The organism is Streptomyces marincola (assembly GCF_020410765.1).
GTDB classification, from domain to species: domain Bacteria; phylum Actinomycetota; class Actinomycetes; order Streptomycetales; family Streptomycetaceae; genus Streptomyces; species Streptomyces marincola.
The window spans coordinates 4,033,053-4,052,468 of sequence record NZ_CP084541.1 but is presented as its reverse complement, the minus strand read 5'-3'; the positions used below and the strand labels follow the sequence as shown (position 1 = coordinate 4,052,468).

Annotated in this window: 20 protein-coding genes; 5 read left to right on the top strand and 15 right to left on the bottom strand. The window is 73.2% G+C overall.

Annotation, left to right across the window (positions count from 1 at the left end; all coding sequences use genetic code 11):
* Positions 1 to 31 precede the first annotated feature (31 nt).
* Genes LC193_RS17835 through LC193_RS17820 form a run of 4 tightly spaced genes read right to left on the bottom strand, consistent with a single transcriptional unit; the run spans position 32 to position 3,087 of the window.
* A complete protein-coding gene (locus LC193_RS17835) occupies positions 32 to 1,369 on the bottom strand; it encodes an NADH-quinone oxidoreductase subunit D (RefSeq protein ID WP_086158979.1) in 1,338 nt (445 codons plus the stop codon).
* A complete protein-coding gene (locus tag LC193_RS17830) occupies positions 1,366 to 2,094 on the bottom strand; it encodes an NADH-quinone oxidoreductase subunit C (protein WP_226075413.1) in 729 nt (242 codons plus the stop codon). The genes LC193_RS17835 and LC193_RS17830 overlap by 4 nt, the downstream gene beginning before the upstream one ends.
* A gap of 40 nt (positions 2,095 to 2,134) precedes the next feature.
* Complete coding sequence (locus tag LC193_RS17825) at positions 2,135 to 2,689, bottom strand: NuoB/complex I 20 kDa subunit family protein (protein ID WP_086158982.1); 555 nt, start codon at positions 2,687 to 2,689, stop codon at positions 2,135 to 2,137.
* A 38-nt stretch (positions 2,690 to 2,727) separates the two neighbouring features.
* Positions 2,728 to 3,087, bottom strand: a complete 360-nt coding sequence (locus tag LC193_RS17820) for an NADH-quinone oxidoreductase subunit A (RefSeq protein WP_086158984.1) — start codon at positions 3,085 to 3,087, stop codon at positions 2,728 to 2,730.
* Between the two features lie 333 nt (positions 3,088 to 3,420).
* Between LC193_RS17820 and LC193_RS17815 the strand changes: the two genes are divergently transcribed.
* Together LC193_RS17815 and LC193_RS17810 are read left to right on the top strand one after the other, a co-directional pair.
* Entirely contained in the window at positions 3,421 to 4,200 is a 780-nt protein-coding gene (locus LC193_RS17815) for a TSUP family transporter (protein WP_226075411.1), read from the top strand.
* Between the two features lie 261 nt (positions 4,201 to 4,461).
* Positions 4,462 to 5,316 carry a C40 family peptidase gene (locus LC193_RS17810; protein WP_226075409.1) on the top strand — a complete coding sequence of 285 codons (855 nt, stop codon included), beginning with the start codon at positions 4,462 to 4,464 and terminating at the stop codon, positions 5,314 to 5,316.
* A gap of 107 nt (positions 5,317 to 5,423) precedes the next feature.
* Here LC193_RS17810 and LC193_RS17805 read toward each other — a convergent pair whose 3' ends face one another.
* Both LC193_RS17805 and LC193_RS17800 read right to left on the bottom strand, forming a co-directional pair.
* Positions 5,424 to 6,692: a geranylgeranyl reductase family protein gene (locus LC193_RS17805; RefSeq protein ID WP_226075406.1), complete on the bottom strand. Its 1,269-nt coding sequence runs from the start codon at positions 6,690 to 6,692 to the stop codon at positions 5,424 to 5,426.
* A 44-nt stretch (positions 6,693 to 6,736) separates the two neighbouring features.
* The gene (locus tag LC193_RS17800; protein ID WP_226075403.1) at positions 6,737 to 7,438 is read right to left on the bottom strand and encodes a demethylmenaquinone methyltransferase; all 702 of its coding nucleotides are present in this window, start codon (positions 7,436 to 7,438) and stop codon (positions 6,737 to 6,739) included.
* A gap of 94 nt (positions 7,439 to 7,532) precedes the next feature.
* Between LC193_RS17800 and LC193_RS17795 the strand changes: the two genes are divergently transcribed.
* A complete protein-coding gene (locus LC193_RS17795; RefSeq protein WP_226075400.1) occupies positions 7,533 to 7,880 on the top strand; it encodes a hypothetical protein in 348 nt (115 codons plus the stop codon).
* A gap of 30 nt (positions 7,881 to 7,910) precedes the next feature.
* Here LC193_RS17795 and LC193_RS17790 read toward each other — a convergent pair whose 3' ends face one another.
* Positions 7,911 to 8,084 (bottom strand): hypothetical protein, encoded by a 174-nt coding sequence (locus LC193_RS17790; protein WP_226075397.1) that lies wholly within the window; start codon positions 8,082 to 8,084, stop codon positions 7,911 to 7,913.
* Between the two features lie 352 nt (positions 8,085 to 8,436).
* On the opposite strand from LC193_RS17790, the gene LC193_RS17785 reads away from it, so the two are divergent.
* Positions 8,437 to 9,294, top strand: a complete 858-nt coding sequence (locus tag LC193_RS17785; RefSeq protein ID WP_226075395.1) for a DUF4279 domain-containing protein — start codon at positions 8,437 to 8,439, stop codon at positions 9,292 to 9,294.
* Between the two features lie 43 nt (positions 9,295 to 9,337).
* On the opposite strand, the gene mqnC is transcribed toward LC193_RS17785, so the two are convergent.
* The 3 genes from mqnC to LC193_RS17770 form a co-directional block, all read right to left on the bottom strand.
* A complete protein-coding gene (mqnC, locus tag LC193_RS17780) occupies positions 9,338 to 10,534 on the bottom strand; it encodes a cyclic dehypoxanthinyl futalosine synthase (RefSeq protein WP_226075393.1) in 1,197 nt (398 codons plus the stop codon).
* 63 nt (positions 10,535 to 10,597) lie between these two features.
* Positions 10,598 to 12,220: a serine/threonine-protein kinase gene (locus tag LC193_RS17775; protein WP_226075391.1), complete on the bottom strand. Its 1,623-nt coding sequence runs from the start codon at positions 12,218 to 12,220 to the stop codon at positions 10,598 to 10,600.
* A gap of 3 nt (positions 12,221 to 12,223) precedes the next feature.
* Complete coding sequence (locus LC193_RS17770) at positions 12,224 to 13,075, bottom strand: menaquinone biosynthetic enzyme MqnA/MqnD family protein (protein ID WP_226075389.1); 852 nt, start codon at positions 13,073 to 13,075, stop codon at positions 12,224 to 12,226.
* Positions 13,076 to 13,308: 233 nt separating this feature from the next.
* On the opposite strand from LC193_RS17770, the gene LC193_RS17765 reads away from it, so the two are divergent.
* Positions 13,309 to 13,512, top strand: coding sequence for a cold-shock protein (locus tag LC193_RS17765; RefSeq protein WP_086159002.1), 204 nt, complete (start codon positions 13,309 to 13,311; stop codon positions 13,510 to 13,512).
* A 108-nt stretch (positions 13,513 to 13,620) separates the two neighbouring features.
* On the opposite strand, the gene LC193_RS17760 is transcribed toward LC193_RS17765, so the two are convergent.
* The 5 genes from LC193_RS17760 to LC193_RS17740 form a co-directional block, all read right to left on the bottom strand.
* Complete coding sequence (locus LC193_RS17760) at positions 13,621 to 15,624, bottom strand: AMP-dependent synthetase/ligase (protein WP_226075387.1); 2,004 nt, start codon at positions 15,622 to 15,624, stop codon at positions 13,621 to 13,623.
* A gap of 189 nt (positions 15,625 to 15,813) precedes the next feature.
* Positions 15,814 to 16,236 (bottom strand): ATP-binding protein, encoded by a 423-nt coding sequence (locus LC193_RS17755; RefSeq protein ID WP_226075385.1) that lies wholly within the window; start codon positions 16,234 to 16,236, stop codon positions 15,814 to 15,816.
* 318 nt (positions 16,237 to 16,554) lie between these two features.
* Positions 16,555 to 16,698 carry a hypothetical protein gene (locus LC193_RS17750; RefSeq protein ID WP_226075382.1) on the bottom strand — a complete coding sequence of 48 codons (144 nt, stop codon included), beginning with the start codon at positions 16,696 to 16,698 and terminating at the stop codon, positions 16,555 to 16,557.
* Between the two features lie 247 nt (positions 16,699 to 16,945).
* A complete protein-coding gene (locus LC193_RS17745) occupies positions 16,946 to 17,860 on the bottom strand; it encodes an aminoglycoside phosphotransferase family protein (RefSeq protein WP_226075379.1) in 915 nt (304 codons plus the stop codon).
* Positions 17,861 to 18,013: 153 nt separating this feature from the next.
* Entirely contained in the window at positions 18,014 to 19,369 is a 1,356-nt protein-coding gene (locus LC193_RS17740) for a dicarboxylate/amino acid:cation symporter (protein ID WP_404819433.1), read from the bottom strand.
* Positions 19,370 to 19,416 lie beyond the last annotated feature (47 nt).

Genomic DNA, 19,416 nt, shown 5'->3' with positions numbered 1-19,416 from the left:
CTCACGTCCGTGCGCGTTGTCTCGTGGGCGCTCACCGGTCGACGCCTCCCATCACGGGGTCGATGGACGCGACGGCGACGATGACGTCGGCGACCATGCCGCCTTCGCACATCGCGGCCATCGACTGGAGGTTGGCGAAGGAGGGGTCGCGGAAGTGGACGCGGTAGGGGCGGGTGCCGCCGTCGCTGACCATGTGGACGCCCAGTTCGCCCTTGGCGGACTCGACCGCCGTGTACACCTGTCCCGCCGGGACCCTGAAGCCCTCGGTGACCAGCTTGAAGTGGTGGATCAGGGCCTCCATCGAGGTGCCCATGATGTTCTTGATGTGGTCCAGAGAGTTGCCGAGGCCGTCGGACCCCAGGGCCAGTTGCGCCGGCCAGGCGATCTTCTTGTCGCCGACCATGACGGGCCCGGGTTCGAGCCGTTCGATGCACTGCTCGACGATCCGCAGGGACTGGTGCATCTCCTCAAGGCGCAGCAGGAAGCGCCCGAAGGAGTCGCAGGTGTCAGTGGTCGGCACCTCGAAGTCGTAGGTCTCGTACCCGCAGTAGGGGTCGGTCTTGCGCAGGTCGTGGGGCAGTCCGGCCGAGCGCAGGACGGGCCCGGTGACGCCGAGCGCGAGGCAGCCCGCGAGGTCGAGGTAGCCGACGTCCTTCAGGCGGGCCTTGAAGACGGGGTTGCCGGTGCAGAGCTTGTCGTACTCCGCGAGGTTCTTGCGCATCTTCTTGACGAACTCGCGCAGCGCGTCGACCGCGCCCGGCGGCAGGTCCTGGGCGAGCCCGCCCGGCCTGATGAACGCGTGGTTCATGCGCAGACCGGTGATCAACTCGTAGATGTCGAGGCACAGTTCGCGGTCGCGGAAGCCGTAGATCATCACCGTGGTCGCGCCCAGCTCCATGCCGCCGGTGGCGAAGGCCACCAGGTGCGAGGAGAGCCGGTTGATCTCCATCAGCAGGACGCGGATGATCTGGGCGCGGTCGGGCACGTCGTCGGTGATGCCGAGCAGCTTCTCCACGCCGAGGCAGTACGCGGCCTCGTTGTAGAACGGCATCAGGTAGTCCATGCGCGTGACGAACGTGGTGCCCTGCGTCCAGGTCCGGTATTCGAGGTTCTTCTCGATGCCGGTGTGCAGGTAGCCGATGCCGGCCCTGGCCTCGGTGACGGTCTCGCCGTCGATCTCCAGGATCAGCCGGAGCACGCCGTGGGTGGACGGGTGCTGGGGGCCCATGTTGACGATGATCTTCTCGTCGTCGGTGCGCTCGGCGACCTCGCGGGCGAGTTCGTCCCAGTCGCCGCCGGTGACGGTGTAGACCGTGCCTTCCGTCGTCTCCCTGGCCCCAGCGGGCCGGGTCGCGTGTGTGGTCATCAGCTGTACGACCTCCGCTGGTCGGGTGCCGGGATCTGGGCGCCCTTGTACTCGACGGGTACGCCGCCGAGCGGGTAGTCCTTGCGCTGCGGGTGGCCCTGCCAGTCGTCGGGCATCATGATCCGGGTCAGCGCGGGGTGGCCGTCGAAGACGAGGCCGAAGAAGTCGTAGGCCTCGCGCTCGTGCCAGTCGTTGGTCGGGTAGACCTCGACGAGGGTGGGCACGTGCGGGTCGCTGTCCGGGACGCCGACCTCAAGGCGGATCATCCGGCCGTGCGTCAGCGACCTCAGGTGGTAGACGGCGTGCAGTTCGCGGCCGGTGTCCTGCGGGTTGTGCACGCCGCTGACGCCGAGGCACAGCTCGAAGCGCAGGGCCGGGTCGTCGCGCAGCGTGCGCGCCACCCGGGGCAGGTGCTCGCGCGCGATGTGGAACGTCAGCTCGTCGCGGTCGACGACGGTCCGCTCGATCGCGAGGCCGGGGTCGAGGCCCTGTTCCTCCAGGGCGCCTTCGAGTTCGTCCGCGACCTCGTCGAAGTAGCCGCCGTACGGCCGGGACGTGGCCCCCGGCATGCGCACGGTCCGCTCAAGGCCGCCGTACCCGGAGGTGTCGCCACCGTTGTTGGCGCCGAACATCCCGCGCCGGCGCGCGATGGGCTCGCCCGAGTGCGTGCGCTGCGCCGGCGGGCCGCTTGTGCTTGTGTTCCCGTTCACCTGCTCGTCGCCGCTCACGGCAGCACCCCTTCGTCCTCGGCCGCGCGCCGGGCGCACCTCATCGCAGGAGCCCCTTCATCTCGATCGTCGGCAGCGCCGTGCGGGCCGCCGCCTCCGCCTCGCGCGCCGCCTCTTCGCGGTTGACCCCGAGCTTTTCGCCGCGGATCTTCTCGTGCAGCTTGATGATCGCGTCCATCAGCATCTCCGGGCGCGGCGGGCAGCCGGGCAGGTAGATGTCGACGGGGACGATGTGATCGACGCCCTGCACGATGGCGTAGTTGTTGAACATGCCGCCCGATGAGGCGCAGACGCCCATGGAGATGACCCACTTGGGGTTGGGCATCTGGTCGTAGACCTGCCGGAGGACGGGCGCCATCTTCTGGCTGACGCGGCCGGCGACGATCATCAGGTCGGCCTGGCGCGGCGAGCCGCGGAAGACTTCCATGCCGAACCGCGCGAGGTCGTAGCGGCCGGCGCCGGTGGTCATCATCTCGATGGCGCAGCAGGCGAGGCCGAACGTCGCGGGGAACACGGACGACTTCCTGGCGAGCGACGCCAGGTTCTCGACCGTGGAGAGCAGAAATCCGCTGGGGAGCTTCTCTTCGAGACCCATCAGGAGAGCCTTCCTCTCAGTCGCATGTCAGTCGCTCGTCAGTCCCATTCGAGTCCTCCTCGGCGCCAGTCGTAGGCGTAGGCGACGCCGATGAGGGCGACAAAGATCAGCATCTGCACAAGACCGAACATCCCGAGGGCGTCGAACTGGACCGCCCAGGGATAGAGGAAGACGATCTCGATGTCGAAGATGATGAACAGCATGGCCGTCAGGTAGTACTTGACGGGGAAACGCCCACCACCGGCCGGCTGCGGGGTCGGTTCGACGCCGCACTCGTACGCGGAGAGCTTCGCCCGGTTGTAGCGCTTGGGGCCGACCACCGCCCCCACGACCACGGAGAAGACGGCGAAGGCGGCCCCGAGGGCTGCCAGCACGAGGATGGGGACATAGGCGTTCACCGCACCCCGCTCCTTCCAGTCGTCGGCGACTGCTTACCACTGTGATCATCGCTATGTGAGTCAGTTCACAAGGCTGCCCCGCATCCTATGCTGCGAAGCCTGTGACCTTCGACACGGGGTCACCTAACAATCTTGTGATCTCTCCCACCCGACCAAGGCGGCCAAGGGCCGTCAGGCCCGCCCGAGCCGGGACGTATCGCTCATCGTGCCCGATCCCTCACGAAGCGCCAATTCCGGCCCGCCGCAAGCGCCTCGACGGGCGCGTCGCTTACCACCGCAGGGCCGCGAGAGCAAATTCGCATAAGGGACCGCCTGGTGGTATGGGTTCGTCCGGTGGCAGACATAACGTTCACCGTGGCCGTCCTGCTGTGCACGGCGGCACTCCTCGCGGGCTGGATCGACGCGGTCGTCGGCGGCGGCGGCCTGCTCCAGCTCCCCGCCCTGCTCATCGGCCTCCCCGACCTGTCACCCACCTACGCGCTCGGCACCAACAAGGCGGTCGCGGTCACCGGAACCTCGATCGCGGCGGTCACCTACGCGCGTAAGGCGCCCGTGGACGTGCGGCTCGCACTGCGGCTCGGCGCGGTCGCACTGGCCGCCGCGGGCGGCGGCGCACTGTTTGCATCCGCGGTGGACAAGCGAATCCTGCAACCGCTGATCATGGTGATGCTGCTCGCGGTGGCCGCGTTCGTGGTGCTGCGCCCGCAGTTCGGCACCCTGGCGACCGACCGCGTTCCCACGCGCCGGCGGGCCGCGGTCGCCCTGCTCGTGATCGGCCTCGGCATCGGCTTCTACGACGGCATCCTCGGCCCCGGCACGGGCACCTTCCTCGTCATAGGGCTCGTCGCGCTGCTGCACATGAACCTGCTGACCGCGACCGCCACCGCGAAGGTCGTGAACGTCGGCACAAACCTCGGCGCCCTGGTGGTCTTCACGGCGAACGGCACGGTCCTGTGGCGCCTGGCCGCCGGCATGGCGCTGTTCAACATGATCGGCAGCTGGGCCGGCGCCCGGATGGCGCTGCGGCGCGGCAGCGGCTTCGTCCGGGTGGTGCTGCTCGTCGTGGTGGCCGCGCTCGTGGCGCGCCTCGCGTGGGAACAGTGGGGAACGTGACATACGCCACGGGATGACCGGGCAACGGAATCGGAGCATTGTGGCGTCGCCCGTCCCGTGCTAGACCGACCTTTCGGGCGGACAAACCGGACAACATGCAGGGCACGGCACCAAGCCGACAGCCTGCCCCCGGCGGCACGGAGAAGCGGCGTTCCGGGCGAAGTTGGACAAACGGCTCGCCAGCTCGTCGCGTACACGCCCACTGTGGCCTAACACACGAGGATTGAGATTCACCACCGGCTGCTGATAGCCGTTATCCCCATGTCCCCAATCCGTTATCAGGGCCGGCACCGGAAACCGCGTGCCTCCCGCACCACCAGCCTCATACGTGGCGGCGTCCTCTCGGGCGTCGTGGGCACCGTGGCCGTCACCGGCGCCACCACCCCCGCGTCCGCCACCGAGAAGCCGGCCGAGGCCACCGGGCAGCTCCCGGTGCTCGACGGTGCCCTGGCCCACGCCAACCGCGCCGCCCAGGCCACGCAGGCCTACGCGGCCGAGGCCGAGACGCAGGACAACTGGCAGCGCGCCCAGGAACGCGCCGAGGCCCAGGCCCGGCAGGCCGCCGCCGAGCGCCGCGCGGCGGCCGAGGAGGCCGAGCGCCGCGCCGCGGAAGAGGCCGAACGCCGCGCCCAGGAAGCCGCACAGGCCGAGGCCGAGGCACAGGCCAGGGCGCAGGCCGAGGCACAGGTCGAGACGCTCTCCGAGCCCCAGACCCTCGCCGCCGCCCCCGAGCAGCCCGCGACCGGCGGTGGCGGCAGCGGGAGCAGCGGCAACAGCATCGTGGACTTCGCCCGCGCCCAGCTCGGCGACGGCTACTCGATGGGCTCCACGGGCCCCAACGCCTGGGACTGCTCCGGACTGGTCCAGGCCGCCTACGCGCAGGCCGGCATCTCGCTGCCGCGCGTCTCGGGCGACCAGTCCGTCGCGGGCACCCAGGTGTCCCTCGACGCGCTCCAGGCCGGCGACATCCTCTACTGGGGCAGCGCGGGCAGCGCCTACCACGTGGCCATCTACACCGGCGGCGGCACGTTCATCGGCGCCCAGAACCCGTCGACCGGCGTGGCCGAGCACAGCCTCGACTGGGACATGCCGACCGGCGCCGTGCGCGTCCTGTAGACATCCCCCGCACCGCGTGTCCGCGCGGGAACGGCCGTGCCGCCCACGGCCGTTCCCGCGCGTTCCCGTCTTCCGTTCCCGGTCCCGGTCCCGTTCCGGCCGGGCCCTCAGGCCCGGGGCGCCACCTTCGTCAGGCCGTTGATGACGCGGTCCATGGCGTCGCCGCCGGTCGGGTCGGTCAGGTTGGCCAGCAGCTTCAGCAGGAACCGCATCAGCACCGGGTGGCCCATGCCCCGCTCCGCGGCCACCCGCATGATCGTCGGGTTGCCGATCAGCTGCACGAACGCGCGGCCGAGCGTGTAGTAGCCGCCGTAGGTGTCGCGCAGCACCTTCGAGTAGCCGCGCAGCGCCAGCTCGCGCTGCGCGGGCGTCTGCCGCGCCTGCGCCTGGCTGATGACCTCGGCCGCGATCCGCCCCGACTCCATGGCGTAGGCGATGCCCTCGCCGTTGAACGGGTTGACCAGGCCGCCCGAGTCGCCCACCAGCATCAGCCCGCGCGCGTAGTGCGGCTTGCGGTTGAACGCCATCGGCAGCGCCGCGCCGCGGATCGGGCCCGTCATGTGCTCGGGCGTGAACTGCCACTCGGGCGGCAGCGTCTCGCACCACGTGCGCAGCACCTCGCGCCAGTCCAGCTCCTGGAACGAGGGCGAGGTGTTCAGCACGCCGAGGCCCACGTTGGAGGTGCCGTCGCCCATGCCGAAGATCCAGCCGTAGCCGGGCAGCAGGCGCTTCTTGGCCTCCCTGCGGTCCCACAGCTCGAACCAGGACTCCAGGTAGTCGTCGTCGTGCCGCGGCGTCGTGAAGTACGTGCGCACCGCGACGCCCATGGGGCGCCTGGCGTCCCTGTGCCTGTCCATCGCGAGCGAGAGCCGCGAGGAGTTGCCGTCGGCGGCGACGACGACCGGCGCGGTGAACGTCACCGGCTTCTTCTCCGCGCCCAGCTTGGCCTCGACCCCGACGATGCGCCCGGTGCGCTCGTCCCGCACCGGCCCCGCGACGTTGCAGCGCTCGTAGAGCCGCGCGCCCGCCTTCTGCGCGGCCCGCGCGAGCTGCTCGTCGAAGTCGTCGCGCCTGCGCACCAGCCCGTAGTCCGGGTAGGAGGCCAACTCCGGCCAGTCCAGCTGGAGCCTGTGCCCGCCGCCGATGACGCGCAGGCCCTTGTTGCGCAGCCAGCCCGCCTCCTCGGAGACGTCGATGCCCATGGCCACCAGCTGCTTCACCGCGCGCGGGGTGAGGCCGTCGCCGCACACCTTCTCGCGGGGGAACGCCGTCTTCTCCAGCAGCACCACCTCAAGTCCGGCCTGGGCGAGGTGGAAAGCGGTCGCGGAACCGGCCGGTCCGGCCCCGACGACGATCACATCAGCGGTCTCGGCCACGTTGGCTCTCCCATTCGAAAGGACGTGTCAGGGTCGCGGGAAGTCTATGCGTCGTGCGGCCTGACGCCCCGGTGCAGGGCGACGACGCCGCCCGTCAGGTCGCGCCAGGCCACGCGCGACCAGCCCGCGCCGATCAGCAGCTCGGCGAGCGCGGCCTGGTCGGGCCAGGCGCGGATGGACTCGGCGAGGTACACGTAGGCGTCGGGGCTGCTGGAGACGCGCGTCGCCAGCGCGGGCAGCGCGCGCATCAGGTACTCGCTGTAGACGGTGCGGAACGGCGCCCACGTGGGGTGGCTGAACTCGCAGACCACCAGGCGCCCGCCGGGCGCCGTCACCCGCAGCAGCTCGCGCAGCGCGCCCTCGGTGTCCTGGACGTTGCGCAGGCCGAAGGAGATGGTCACCGCGTCGAACGCGCCGTCGCGGAACGGCAGTCGGGTCGCGTCCCCGGCCGTGAACGGCAGCCACGGCACCCGCCGCTTCCCCGCGGCCAGCATGCCGAGCGAGAAGTCGCACGGCACCGTGAAGGCGCCGCGTTCCGCGAACGGCCGGGACGAGGTGCCCGTGCCCGCCGCCAGGTCGAGGACCCGCTCCCCCGGGCGCGCGCCCACCGCGCGCACCACCTCCGCGCGCCAGCGGCGGTTCTGCCCGAGCGCCAGCACGTCGTTGGTGAGGTCGTAACGGGCCGCCACCGCGTCGAACATGGCGGCGACTTCGCGGGGCTGCTTGTCGAGGGAGGCACGAGTCACGCGGTCATTCTCCCTGATGCTCCGTTGCCCCGTTCGGGGGACTTGCCGGAGCACGGCGCGACCGGTGCGCGACCGGTCAACTACCGTGCGTGCCATGACTCACCTGTCCCGCGCCATCGGCCTGGCCGGCCTGTCGGCCGGCGCCGTACTGGCCTCCGCGAGCGGCGCGGCGGCCGTCCCCGTGGCCCCGCTCGTCGTGCCCGTCGTCCTCGGCTCGGCGGAGGCCGCGCTCGACCCGGCCCTCGACCTCCAGCTCCACCCGCTCGCCGACACCACGACGGACCCGCTGGCCAACACGGTCGAGACGCAGGTCGCCGACTTCCAGCCGGTCAGCACCGGGATCGTCACGGGACCGCTCACCGAGGGGGCTTCGGCGCGCGAGCTGCCGGGCGCGATCGCCGCCGGGCTGCTCGGCGGACTGCCGGTCAAGCCCGCGTCCTGACCGCGTCCTGACCGCGGGGAGCGGCGCGGCTCATTCGTCGCGTTCGGCCTCGCGGCGCGCCACGCCCTCCTCGTAGTCGTCGACCCCGCGGAGCGAGGCCGCGTGGTAGATCTCCGCGACCAGCGCCCGCGCGGCCCGCTCGTCGAGGGCGCCGCCCGCGCTCTCGACGAGTCTCCTGGTCCAGCCGTCGATGAAGTCCTCCATGGGCCCATCTGACCGCACCGGCCGCCCGCCCGCACCTCGGGTGCGCCGCCCGGGCGGAAGCCGGCCCGCAGCCCCTCGGGCGCCCGGCCGGTGCCGTGTCGTCCGGCTGCGACGACCTTGTGACGAAACCTCCATGGAGCGGCCGTTCACCGCGTGCCTTACTGGAGAGGCAGGTGCTCGCCGGGCCCGCGGCGCCGCCCGGCGGCCGGCCGCCGTGGCACGGCCCGCGCGCGGGCGGGCGCGGCCCGGACGTCCGGCCGGGGCGCCGCCGGGCGGGAGGGCGACGCACCGCGCACGCGGACGCCGCCCAGGGGGCCCGCCGCGGCGTGAACGGATGGGGAGAGACTTCACGGTGACTACTGCGCGCTACACCTACGCGGAACGGGCCTGGGCGGACACCGGCGCGACGCTCGTCGTACGCAAGGACGGCCTGGACGCCCGTGCGGTCGGCGCGCGGCTCGGCTGCCCGCCCGGCGCGGCCGACGGGGACGGCGGGGGCGTGCCGGGGCTGTGGCTGCACGAGCGCGGGGACGCGGGGCTCGGTCTGCCGGAACAGCTCGACCTGGTGGTCGACGCCGTCGAGGAACGGGCGTCGGTGCTGCGGGAGCTGGCGGCCGAGGGGCACGCGGTCTCGCTCGCGGCGCACGGCCGCGCGGCGGCGGGTGCCGTGCTGGAGATCATGCCGCAGACGGCGCTGCGCGTCGCGTCGCTCGGCGTTCCGCTGGAGCTGAGCGTGTGCGACGGCGCGCGGGCGGAGGGGCGCGCGCCGGGCGGCGCGCCCGGCCGGCAGTGGGAGTACCTGACGGCCGCGCTCCTGATCACCAAGGCCGACCTGGACGCGGCGGACGTGACGCGGCGCCTGGGCATCGCGCCGGACTTCACCCGGGCCGCAGAGCCGGGCGCGGCGTTCCGGGCCGGGGCCGGCTGCTGGTCGGCCGAGACGGCGGGCGACTCCGTCGCCTCGCTGCTCGACGCGCTCCTGCCGCGCGTGGCGCCCCTGGCCGGCGAACTGGCCGCGCTGCGGGCCGAGGGCCACCGGATACAGGTCGACGTGGCGGGCCGTGCCGACCGCGCCCGGCACCTGACGGTCCCGGGCCCCGCGCTGGCGCGCGTCGCCGCGCTCGGCCTGCCGCTGTCGTTCACCGCGGGGCCCGTGCCGCGTGGCGGCGAGGGGCGGGAGCCGGCGCGGAGCGCGGCGCGCGGCGCGTGACGCCGGGGCGGCGCGCCGCCGTTCGCGCGCCCCGGGCCGCCGGTCAGCGGGCCGGGACGACCTTCAGCTCCGGGTGCGCGGACCCGCCCTCGATCGCCGTGGACGACAGGTGCGACACCACCCGGTCGTCCACCGGGTCGAGCGCGGGGTCCTCGTGCACCACCAGGTGCTCGTAGGTCGTGGAACGCTGCGCCGGCACCCGGCCCGCGGTGCGGATCAGGTGCAAAAGCTCAAGCCGGTCGGAGCGGTGCTTGGCGCCGGCGGAGGACACCACGTTCTCCTCCAGCATCACCGAGCCGAGGTCGTCGGCGCCGTAGTGCAGCGACAGCTGGCCGACCTCCTTGCCTGTGGTGAGCCAGGAGCCCTGGATGTGCGCGACGTTGTCGAGGAACAGCCGCGCCACCGCGATCAGCCGCAGGTACTCGAAGAGGGTGGCCTGCGTGCGGCCCTTCAGGTGGTTGTTCTCCGGCTGGTAGGTGTACGGGATGAACGCGCGGAAGCCGCCCGTGCGGTCCTGCGCGTCCCGGATCATCCGCAGGTGCTCGATCCGTTCCGCGTTGGTCTCCCCCGTGCCCATCAGCATCGTCGAGGTGGACTCCACGCCAAGCCGGTGCGCGGTCTCCATGATCTCGATCCAGCGCTCGCCCGACTCCTTCAGCGGCGCGATGGCCCGCCTCGGCCGGGCCGGCAGCAGCTCGGCGCCCGCGCCCGCGAACGAGTCGAGCCCGGCGGCGTGGATGCGGCGGATCGCCTCCTCGGCCGTCACGCCGGAGATCCGCGCCATGTGCTCCACCTCGGAGGCCCCGAGGGAGTGGATCACCAGCTGCGGGAACGCCTCCTTGATCGCCGCGAAGTGCCGCTCGTAGTACTCGACGCCGTAGTCCGGGTGGTGGCCGCCCTGGAACATGATCTGGGTGCCGCCCAGTTCGACCGTCTCCGCGCAGCGCCGCAGGATGTCGTCCAGGTCGCGCGTCCAGACGTCCTCGCTCTTGGGCGCGGCGTAGAACGCGCAGAACTTGCAGGCCGTCACGCACGCGTTCGTGTAGTTGATGTTGCGCTCGATGATGTACGTGGCGATGTGCTCGGTGCCCGCGTAGCGCCGCCGGCGCGCGGCGTCGGCCGCCCGCCCCAGGGCGTGCAGGGGCGCGGAGCGGTAGAGGTCCAGCGCCTCCTCGGGACTGATCCGGCCGCCCTGAGCGGCCCGGTCGAGCACGTTCTGCGACGCGGTGCTCTGCGCCATGGGTGCGGTCCCTTCCTCACGGCTCCGATTCGACAGCGGCCGGACCAGCGTACGTCACCCCCTTCACCCCACCGGGTGCAGCCGCCCCACCAGATCGCCGCCCGTGCAGTGCAGCACCTCTCCGTCGAGGCGCAGGGTCAGCTCGCCCGGGTCCGGCTCGCACACCCCGGCTCCGCCCCGCGACGCCCCCGCGTCGTACTCGGCGTCGAACGTGACCGTGCCCGAGCCCACTTCGGTCAGCGTCAGCAGGTCGACGCACCGGGACAGGCCCATGACGTCGGACGAGGTCAGCATGCCCACCCGCTCGCCCACCTCGCCCTGTTCGAGCACGATGTCGAGGGGCCCGACGGCTATCTCGCCGAGGCGCATGTCGCCCGACCAGCTGCCGACGTACGCCTCGGGCAGCGCGCCCGCCGCCGGAACGGTGGTCTCCTCGCCGTCCGGCTCGGCGCCCGCGTCCCGCTCCCCGCCCACGAGCCCGGTCAATAACGCGCCCGCGACCGCCGCCGCGGCCACCGCGGCGGCGACCGGCACGGCGAGAGGCCACCGGCGGCGGTCCTGCGGGCCGCCCGCGGCCGGTCCCGCGGCGCCGGGCGCGGCCGGGCGGGTCGCCTCCGCGGTCGGCGGGTGCGCGGCGGGCCACGTCGGGTGCGGGCCGTTCCGCTCCGGGTGGAGGGCGGGGCGGGTGGTGCCGGGGCCGTTCGCGGCGGGCTGCCCGGGGGCCGGGCCGGGCGGCGGGTACGGGCCGCTCGCGCCGTTCCCCGGCGGGGGCGGGCCGGCCGGCGCCGCGGTCTCCAGGTTCAGCAGTTCGACCGCGCGGCGGCTGACGTCCTCGACGACCGGCTGCGGCAGCCAGCCCGGCACCATGAGGCCGGCCGCGCCGCCCTCGCCCGCGCACGCGCGCGCCGCCTCGCGCGGCGAGGGGCGCTCGGCCGGGTCCTTCGCCATGCAGGCGGTCACCAGGTCGCGCAGCCACGGGGGCACCCCGTCGAGCCGGGGCGGGGTGTGCACCACCTGGTACAGCAGTTGCGCCGGCGCGTCGCCGGGGAACGGGGCCTTCCCGCCCGCCGCGTACGCGAGCACCGCCCCGAACGAGAACATGTCGGCCGCGGGCCCCACCGCGCCGCCCACCGCCTGCTCCGGCGCCATGTAGCCGGGCGAGCCGACGGTGACCCCGGTCGCGGTGAGGCGGGCCGTCGCGTCGCCGGCCCGGGCGATGCCGAAGTCGATCAGGCGCGGGCCCTGGAGCGAGAGCAGCACGTTCGACGGTTTCACGTCCCGGTGCACCAGGCCGCGTTCGTGCACGGCGGACAGGGCCTCGGCGAGACCGGCGCCGAGCGCGAGCACGGTGGCGCGCGGCAGCGGCCCGTGCGCGCCGACCGCGTCGTGCAGGTCGGGGCCCGCCACGTAGCCGGTGGCCACCCACGGCATCTCGGCCTCCGGGTCGGCGTCGAGCACCGGCGCCGTCCAGTCGCCGCCGACCAGCCGGGCCGCGGCCACCTCGCGGGCGAACCTGGCCCGGAACCGCTCGTCCGCCGCGATGTGCGCGTGCACGACCTTGATCGCGACCGTACGGCCGCCCGCGCTGCGCCCCAGGTACACCCGGCCCATGCCGCCGCGCCCGAGCCGGCCGATGAGGCCGTAGTCGCCGACGCGGCGCGGGTCGTCCGCGCTCAGCGGCTCCACCGGTCAGCTCCCGGCGACGTCGAGGAGCTCCAACCGGTCCGCCTGACCGGCCCTGCCGACGCGGCGCGCGAACTCGGCGGCCCCGGCCAGCTGGCGCGGTCCGAGCCGGAAGTCGAGCGTGGTGAAGTAGCGTTCGAGCACCTCGGCGTCGAAGTCCTCCCACCGCGCGGCCTGTTCCGCGACCTTGCCCACCTCTTCGAGCGACAGGTCGCGGGAGGCGAGGAACGAGCGGTGGACCTCGCGCACCGTCTCCGGCTCGCGGCGCAGGTAGTCGCGGCGCACGCCCCACGCGGCGAACACGAACGGCAGCCCGGTCCACTCGTGCCACATCTGCCCGAGGTCGTGGACGGCGAGGCCGAGCCTGGGCGCGTCGTGCAGCGCGGCGCGCAGCGCGGGGTCCCCGATGAGGACGGCGGCGTCCGCCTCCTGCATCATCAGCCCGAGGTCGGGCGGGCAGGTGAAGTAGTCGGGCGCGACCCCGTGGCGTTCGGCCAGCAGCAGCCGCGCCAGGCGCACGGATGTGCGAGAGGTGGACCCGAGGGCGACCCGGGCGCCGTCCAGCCGGTCGAGGGGCACCTGCGAGACGATGACGCAGGACATGACCGGCCCGTCGCAGCCGACGGCGATGTCGGGCAGGGCCACCAGCTCGTCCGCGTGCGCGAGGAAGTCCATGAGGGACACCGGCCCGATGTCCAGCTCACCGTTCACCAGGCGTTCGCCCAGTTTTTCCGGCGTGTCCTTGGTCAGCTCCAGATCGAGCAGACTGCCGCTCCTGGCGAGGCCCCAGTAGAGCGGGAGGCAGTTGAGGAACTGGATGTGGCCGACACGAGGACGGGTCCTGTGGTGTGTAGTCACCCTTCGGAGGGTACGCCTCGGAACGTGCGTGCCGACGGTCAGGGAACGACCCGCTCCGAGGATGATCTTTCCTCTTTCCGCCGCGCACCGCGCATGCTAGGCTCACAGCGAGTTGCAGTTTGGTTTCCCTTGCAGTACGAGCCTGCGGAGCATGTGACCGCAGGCTTTCGTCGTTTTCAGGCTTCATGTGGGTTCTGGAGCAGGGCGACCCTTTTTAGGCCCAAGGAGGGCTTATGGCTACCGGAACCGTCAAGTGGTTCAACGCCGAGAAGGGCTTTGGATTCATCGCCCAGGATGGCGGCGGCCCCGATGTCTTCGTTCACTACTCCGCGATCAACGCCTCCGGTTTCCGGTCTCTCGAAGAGAGCCAGAACGTGACCTTCGACGTCACCCAGGGCCCCAAGGGCCCGCAGGCGGAGAATGTCACCATCGTCTGAGGCCAGTAGCCACTGCGCCGCCGGACGGAGCACGACATGACCGAGGCCCCCGCCCCTTGTGGGCGGGGGCCTCGGCGTGCGCGCCGGGGCGCCGCCCGGGGCGCGCGCTCACCCCGCCGCGCCGCCGGGCCCGGGCCCGGGCCGGTAGAGCCGGTCCACCTCGTCGGCGAGGTCGCGCAGCACCACCGCACGACGCACCGTCCCGCAGGGCGTCAGGTGCCCGGACGCGACCGTGAAGTCCCTGGCCAGCACCCGGAACGCGCCCAGCGGCACGGCCGCGGACACGCGCCCGCCCGTCTCGTCCGCCCCGCCCATCTCGTCCGCCCCGCCCATCTCGCCCACCTCATCAAAGAGCCGCTGGAGGTACCGCAGCAGCTCCGGGTCGCGGGCCGCCTCGCCGGCCGGGAGCGGGCGCCGGCCGGCCGCCGCGGCCCAGCGGGCGAGACCGTCCGGGTCGAGCGTGACCAGCGCGGCCGGGAAGGGCCGGCCCTCGCCCACCACCACGCACTGGCTGACCAGCGGGTCGGCCCGCAGCGCGGCCTCGACCGGCCCCGGCGCGACGCGCCGGCCGTCCGTCGTGGCCAGCAGGTCCGCCTCGCGCCCCGCGACCGTCAGATAGCCGTCCGCGTCCAGCGCGCCCACGTCCCCGGTGGCGAACCAGCCGCCGGCCCCGGCCACGCGCACCACGTCCCGCCGCCCGCCGTCCCAGTAGCCGCCGAACACCTGCGGGCCGCGCAGCAGCACCTCGCCGTCGGGCGCGATGCCCACGGCCAGTCCGGGCAGCGGCCAGCCCGCGGTGCCCGCGCGCGGGGCGCCCGGCGGCGTGATGGTCGCGACCGCGGTGGCCTCGGTGAGTCCGTAGCTCTCGTGCACCGACACCCCGGCGCCCTCGAAGAACGCGCGGAGGCCGCGGCCGAGCGGCGCGCCCCCGCACACCACGTGGCGCAGCCTGCCCCCGAACGCCTCCCGCAGCCGCCGGTACACCAGCGGGTCGTAGAGGCTGCGCGCCGCCCGCAGCCCGAGGCCGGGCCCCGCGGCGGCCCCCCGCTTCCCGCCCTCGGCCGCGGCGCCGTACCGGCGGGCGACGCGCGCGGCCCGTTCGAAGAACGCGCCGCCCCGCACCGTGGTCTCGGCGGCGGCGCGCCCCGCGACGAACACGCGGCCCAGCACGTGCGGCGCCGCGAACAGGAACGTCGGCCGGAAGCCCGCGAGATCGGCGCGCAGGTCGTCGGTCCCCTCGTCCGGCGCGTGCCCGAGCCTGACCCGGGCGCGGACGCAGGCGAGGGCGGCCACCCGGCCGAGCGCGTGGGCGAGCGGCAGGAGCAGCAGCGCGCCCGACGGCTCGTCGGGCCCCGAGGAGAACGCCGGGCGCAGCAGCGCGACGGCGTTGTCGACCTGCGCGAAGAGGTTGGCGTGGGTGAGGACGCACCCCTTCGGCTCGCCCGTGGTCCCCGCGGTGTAGACGAGGGTGGCGGCCAGCCAGGGCGACAGCAGGGCGCGGCGTTCCCCGACGACCGAGTCCGGCAGGTCCCGGCCCGCGGCGGCGATCTGGCCGATGGCGCTGGTCTCGTTGGCGGCGAGCGCGGTGAGCTGCCACAGGTGCGCGAGATCCGGCAGTTCGTGCCGGATCTCGGTGAGCGTGCGGGCCTCGGCCCCGCCCTCGACCGCGCACGCGCTCACGCCCGCGTCGCGCAGGATGGCCGCGGCCTGCTCCGGCGGGGCGTCGGGGTGCACGGGAACGGTGATGAGGCCGGCGGCCCAGGCCGCGAAGTCGAGCAGCGTCCACTCGTAGCGGGTGCGGGAGACGATCGCGAGCCGGCCCCCGGGCCGCATCCCGTGCGCGATGAGGCCCTTGGCCACGGCGACCACGTCGGCGGCGAACTCGGCACAGGTGACATCACGCCAGGTCCCGTCGCGGTTCCTGCGGCTGAAAGCGGGCGCGTCCGGCGCCTCGTAGGCGTTGACGAACGGCACGTCGGCGAGGCTGCCCTGCTGGACCGCGGGGGCCATCGCGGGCACGAACGCGCTGGTGACCGCGCCCTTCTCGTGGCCCAGCCGGGGCCGGACCAGCGCGGGCGCCGGCGAATCGGCGCGCACGTTCCCCGTTGACATCAGCACGGCCCTCCCGGTGCGGCTCCGCACGGTGAATCCCTGGATTCTGCCCGCTTTCGAGCCCGCCGACCGGCACCTTCACCGGACCGTCACGCGCTCCGACCGTTCGCCGGTGGCACGGATGACACACGCCAGGACGAGATGGCCGAAAACGCCCCTGCCGCCCGGGCGTACGGAGCGCGCCGAGCACTACAGATGGTCGAAGTCGAAGCGGCACAGGACGGTCTTGCCGCCCTCGTCGCGCGGCGCCCACCAGGTCGCGTCGGCCAGGGCCCGCACGATGAACAGGCCGCGCCCGCTGTCGGCGAGCGGCAACTGCGCGGCGGGCAGCGTGGGCGGCGTCGGGTCCTGGTCGGACACCTCGACGATCAGCCAGCGTTCCGAGCAGCGCAGGGCCACCACGACGAACCGCTCCCCGCGCTTGCCCTTGGCGTGCTGCACCGCGTTGCCGACCAGCTCCGACAGGCACAGCTCGACATCGTCGGCCAGGTGGCCGAGCCCCCACTCGTGCAGCGCGAGCCGCGCCGTGCGCCGGGCGGCGGACGGGGCGCCGGGGTGGTCCGCGAGCAGCGAGACGGTGCGGACACGGGCTGTGGCGGGTTCGACTCTCATGTCCGGCGATGTCATCGACTGTCCTCCCCCTTGTGAGATTTCCAGTCAAGAGCCACCGAGGCCACTTTGGAAACGTTCACGAGGGGGTTCACGCGGACACACGGGGGGTTCATGGGGCGCACGGGCGGTGGTGCACATACGCCCCCCGCCGGACCTGCGAGAACTCCATCCCCGCCCGCCCCATCCACCCCAGCGGCCACGCCCGGGCGCGCCCCCGGCGGCGCGAGCGCCGCCCGGCCGCGCCGACCGCCCGGCCCGCGCCGACCGCCGGAGGGCGCGCGCCCCGCGCGGGAAGCCGGTCGCCTCAGTGATGCGCTGTCACGCGCGCCCCAGCCGCCTCAAGTGCTCGTCGACCCGCCTGGTCAGCTCGGCCCACTGCGCGCCGAGGTCTTCCGGCAGATCATCCCGTTCCCTGCCCTCCGCCTCACCGTCATCGGGCGTACGTTCCTGTCGGCCTGTCATGTCGGAAGTCACCTGCCAGCCGCTCACGTCGCGGGACGGCCAGGCGGCCTGCCCCACGTGCCTGTTGTCCTCCACCGCCGAGGCGTGCCTCTTTCACGCCTCTTCGCGCTTTTCACGCCTTTTCGCGGTGACTTCAGTGAACGGCAGACCGGCGACGGCTCGGGAGGGAGCACGGGGGGTGCACGCGCTCTCGCCTCCCCCGCGCGGTACGCCGGGGCCCATGCCCGGACGGTGACGGGTGACCGGGCTATCCCGGCTGCCAGTCGCGGGGGGCGGTGCCGTTCCGGAGCGAGGTGATGCGCCGCGCGTACTCCTCTGCCACGGACCGGTTCTCACCGACGTTCTGCATCAGCCACGTCGTCATGCGGAACTCCTGGATGCCGCGCAGCACGGCGAACCCCTCCCAGTCACCCAGATCCCTGCCGTAGGCGGTGACGAAGTCCGCGTACTGCTCGCGCGTCTGCCATCCCAGGCGATGATGCTCGGTGGCCGTGACCATCAGGTCCCACTCCGGATGGTCGAAGCAGAAGTTCTCGAAGTCGATCAGGAGCACGCGCCCGGCGCTGTCCACCATGAGGTTCTGGACGTGCGCGTCCCCGTGCACCGGGCCCTTCTCCGACTCGAAGCGCAGGTCGGCCAGCCGTTCCCGCAGTTCCCTACCGCGTTCTTTGAGGAACGCCCGGTCGGGCTCCGGTATCCCCGCGGCCCGTTCCACCCGCAGCGCGGTCCGCCCGAACGCGTCGTGCGCCGACAGTCCGAGAACATCTGGCGGCGTCATCGTGTGCAGGTCGCGCAGCACACCACCCAGCCCCCCGTACGTGGCCTTCCGGTTCCCTTCCCTGATCAGGTGCCAGAACGTCACGGGGTGCCCGGCCGCCACGACCGGCTGTTCCAGGTCCTCCACGGCCCGCGCCGCCGGAAAGCCCTCACTGGCGAGCCATCTGGAGACGCCCACCTCGGTCCGCACCGAGTCCATGTACGCGAGCGAGCGCGCCACCCGCGCGATCACCGGATGCCCGGCCAGCCGGAACAGCGCGTTCTCGCCCAGCCGGATCAGCTCCGCGCCGCTCCCGTCGAGCCGCACGGCCGCACAGGCGGCCTCCATCGCCCGCCTCGCGGCGCTCGCCGTGAAACCCGCCGTCCGCGCCCCGGCAGACGCCATGCGGACCGACTCCCTCTTCCGATCACCGCCGCCCGGCCGGCCACGGCCGGTGGGCTCCGGGTCCGACCGTACCCAGCCGGGCCCGGGCGCACAGACCGCTGCCCCGGCCGGGGCGGCCGGGGCAGCGGTGGGGAGGGGGCGGATGGCTGGGGGCTATGCGCCGGCCTTCGCGGGCTCGCGCTCCCGCGCGTCGTCCTCGCGCGCGACCTCGCCGATCTCGAAGCTGGTCGCGGTGTCGTACGCGTCCCGGTCGAGGATGCGCTCCCTGGCCGCGACGATCACGGGAACGGCCGCCTGCCCCGCGACGTTCGTCGCGGTGCGCATCATGTCCAGGATCGGGTCGATCGCCAGCAGCAGGCCCACGCCCTCAAGCGGCAGGCCCAGCGTGGTGAGGGTCAGCGTGGTCATGACCGTGGCGCCGGTGAGGCCCGCGGTGGCGGCCGAGCCGATCACCGAGACGAACACGATCAGCACGTAGTCCTGGATGCCGAGGCTGACGTCGAAGATCTCCGCCACGAAGATCGCGGCCAGCGACGGGTAGATGGCGGCGCAGCCGTCCATCTTCGTCGTGGCGCCGAACGGGACGGCGAACGAGGCGTACTCGCGCGGCACGCCGAGGCGCTCGGTGACCTTCTGGGTCACCGGCAGGGTGCCGACCGAGGAGCGGGAGACGAACGCCAGCTGGATGGCGGGCCAGGCCGCGCGGAAGAAGCGCAGCGGGTCGACGCCCGCGACGACGCGCAGCAGCAGCGGGTAGACGCCGAACAGGACCAGCGCGCAGCCGATGTACACGTCGAGCGTGAAGGTGGCGTAGTCGCCGAGCAGGTCCCAGCCGTACTCGTTGATCGCCCGGCCGATCAGGCCGAGGGTGCCCAGCGGCGCCAGGCGGATGATCCACCACAGGACCTTCTGGAGCAGCGCGAGCGCGGTCTCGCCGAACGTGATCAGCGGCGCGGCGCGTTCGCCCATGCGCAGCGCGGCGATGCCGGTCACGGCGGCCAGGAAGACGATCTGGAGCACTTCGAGGTCGGCGAACGGCGTGACGACGCTGGTGGGGATCATCCCGGTGAGGAAGTCGAGCCAGGACCCCTCGGACTCGGGCCGCGCGCCGTCGGCGGGGGTGAGTCCCGTGCCCTCGCCCGGGTTGGTCAGCAGGCCGATGGTGAGGCCGATGGCGACCGCGACCAGGGAGGTGACGAGGAACCACAGCAGCGTCCGGCCGGCGAGGCGGGCGGCGTTGGAGACGTTGCGGAGGTTGGTGATGGAGACGGCGATCGCGAAGAAGACCAGGGGGCCGACGGCCAGCCTGAGCAGCTGGACGAACGTTCCGCCTATCTCGTCGAGGGTTCTGCCGAGCCAGTCGACGTTCCAGTTGCGGGCTATCCAGCCGAACAGCACGCCGAGCACGAGGCCGAGCAGGATCTGCGCCCAGAAGGGCGGCAGGGCGGCCAGGGCGCGGCGCGGGGCCTTCGGGGCGGACGCGTCCGGGGCAGGGGACGGGGAGGACACAGGCACACTCCGGTCAGGGGTGATCACGGGACCACGGTATGAAAGGG